This is a genomic window from Flavobacterium sp. (assembly GCF_043773265.1).
Classification (GTDB): Bacteria; Bacteroidota; Bacteroidia; order Flavobacteriales; family Flavobacteriaceae; genus Flavobacterium.
On record NZ_JAYVFH010000292.1, the window covers coordinates 1 to 3,017 of the forward strand.

Sequence of the window (3,017 nt, forward strand, 5' to 3'; positions counted from 1 at the left end):
GATAAAAAGGAAATATCCTGATGCTTGTTTATTGTTTAGAGTTGGTGATTTTTATGAAACTTTTGGTGAAGATGCTGTTAGAGCTTCAAAAATCCTTGGAATTGTTCTTACAAAAAGAGGCGCAGGTTCTGAAACAGAAACTGCATTGGCAGGATTTCCTCACCATTCTTTAAATACGTATTTGCCAAAATTAGTAAAAGCAGGACTTCGTGTAGCCATTTGTGATCAACTCGAAGATCCAAAAATGACAAAAACCATTGTAAAACGCGGAGTTACAGAATTAGTTACTCCAGGAGTTTCTATGAATGATGAGGTTTTACTATCTAAATCTAATAATTTTTTAGCATCTATTTATTTTAATAAAAATCAATTAGGAATTTCTTTTCTTGATGTTTCTACAGGTGAATTCTTAACAACACAAGGCAACCAAGAATATATTGATAAATTATTACAAAACTTTATTCCTAGTGAGATATTAATTCAAAAAACAAATAAATCACTTTTTAAAGATGCTTTTGGAGAAAACTATAATACTTTTTATCTTGAAGATTGGGTTTTTCAAAATGACTATGCTGTTGAAACTTTAACCAAACATTTTCAAACCAATTCTTTAAAAGGATTTGGAATTGAAGAATTAAATGATGGAATTATAGCATCAGGTGCAATTTTATATTATTTATCTGAAACACAACACAATAAAATTCAACACATTACTTCTATTCAACGCATTGCTGAAGATGCTTATGTATGGATGGACAGGTTTACAATTCGCAATCTAGAATTATATCAAAGTTATAATCCAAATGCAGTTACATTAATAGATGTAATAGATAAAACACTGTCTCCAATGGGAGGAAGATTATTGAAAAGATGGTTGGCATTACCTTTAAAAGAAATAAATAAAATTAGAAATCGCCATGAAGTAGTTTCCTATTTAAAAGAAAATCAAGATGTTTTACAGAAAATTCAATATCAAATAAAGCAAATTTCCGATTTAGAACGTTTGATTTCTAAAATTGCTGCAGGAAAAGTTTCACCAAGAGAAGTTATTTATCTAAAAGATTCATTAGACGCAATAATTCCTATAAAAACTTTGGCTCTTGAAAGTAATCAAGAAGCAGTTCGAATAATTGGAGATAGTTTACATTCTTGCGATTTGCTTCGTGAAAAGATAAAAACAACTTTAAATCAAGATGCACCAGTAGCAATTGCCAAAGGAAATGCTATAGCAACTGGAATTAATACAGAATTAGACGAGTTAAGAAATATTGCTTTTTCTGGAAAAGAATATCTGGAAGGAATAGAAAAAAGAGAGTCTGAATTAACAGGAATATCTTCTTTGAAAATATCTTTTAATAATGTTTTTGGATATTATATAGAAGTTAGAAACACACATAAAGATAAAGTTCCAGCAGAATGGATTAGAAAACAAACCTTAGTAAATGCAGAAAGATATATTACAGAAGAACTAAAAGAATATGAAACAAAAATTCTTGGTGCCGAAGAAAAAATTCATCAAATTGAAGGACAATTATTTGAACAATTAATCAGTTGGATTGCTACTTATATTAAACCAGTTCAGCTTAATGCAAATTTAATTGCGCAATTAGATTGTTTAACATCATTTACACAATTGGCTATAGAAAATAATTATGTTTGTCCAATACTTGATGATTCTTTCGAACTTGAAATCACAAATGGTCGTCATCCTGTTATCGAAAAACAGTTGCCAGTTGGAGTTCCATATATTGCAAATGATGTTTATCTAGATAGAGAAACCCAACAATTAATTATGATAACTGGACCAAATATGTCTGGTAAATCAGCAATTTTAAGGCAAACAGCTTTGATTGTATTGCTCGCCCAAATGGGAAGTTTTGTTCCGGCAGAAGCAGTAAGAATGGGAATAATTGATAAAATTTTTACACGAGTAGGAGCAAGTGATAATATTTCAATGGGAGAATCTACATTTATGGTAGAAATGAACGAAACAGCTTCGATATTAAATAATATTTCTGACAGAAGCTTGGTCTTGCTTGATGAAATTGGTCGAGGAACAAGTACTTATGACGGAATTTCAATAGCTTGGGCAATAGCCGAATTTTTACATGAAAATCCTGCAAAACCAAAAACTTTATTTGCAACACATTATCATGAACTGAATGAAATGAACGAAATGTTGCCTAGAATTCAAAATTATAATGTATCCGTAAAGGAGTTAAAGGATACTGTTCTATTTATTAGAAAATTAGTAAAAGGAGGAAGCGCACACAGTTTTGGAATACATGTTGCAAAAATGGCTGGAATGCCACAAATTGTAATTCAAAAAGCTCAAAAATTATTAAAAAAATTAGAGAAAGATCATTCGAGCGAGATTTTACACGGAATAAAATCTAATAAGGATGAGATGCAGTTGAGTATTTTTAATCTTGATGATCCGTTATTAGAAGAAATTAAAAATGAAATACTTGGTTTAGACATCAATACATTAACACCTGTTGAAGCATTAATGAAGTTAAATGAAATAAAAAGAATGTTGCAAAAAAAGTAAAGTTTAGGTTTTCAATAGGTTATGTTTCTTGCGGGATTTTTTTATAAAAAACGTTTGTATTATTCAATTTAAGTCTTACATTTGCATCCGCAATACAGAACAAGTATTGAAGTTCTTATAAAAATTGATAATGCGAAAATAGCTCAGTTGGTAGAGCGCGACCTTGCCAAGGTCGAGGTCGCGGGTTCGAATCCCGTTTTTCGCTCAACTACTAAAATAATACTATAGTTTTGATAGTAATTAATTTTTTCTAAAAATTAGTTGTATCATTACAAAGTAAAAAATAGCTTGAGTGGTGATATCTTTAATTAATTTTTTCTAAAAATTAGTTGTATCATTACAAAGTAAAAATAGCTTAAGTGGTGATATCTTTAATTAATTTTTTCTAAAAATTAGTTGTATCATTACAAAGTAAAAAATAGCTTGAGTGGTGATATCTTTAATTAATTTTTTCTAAAAATTAGTT

The 3,017-nt window shown here is 29.5% G+C and carries 1 protein-coding gene and 1 tRNA gene; both read left to right on the forward strand.

The genetic code is table 11. The annotated features are described in order from the left end of the window. Position 1: 1 nt before the first annotated feature. Positions 2-2,551 (forward strand): DNA mismatch repair protein MutS, encoded by a 2,550-nt coding sequence (mutS, locus tag ACH2BO_RS15145; RefSeq protein ID WP_395045569.1) that lies wholly within the window; start codon positions 2-4, stop codon positions 2,549-2,551. A gap of 132 nt (positions 2,552-2,683) precedes the next feature. After that, positions 2,684-2,756, forward strand: a tRNA-Gly gene (locus ACH2BO_RS15150). Positions 2,757-3,017 lie beyond the last annotated feature (261 nt).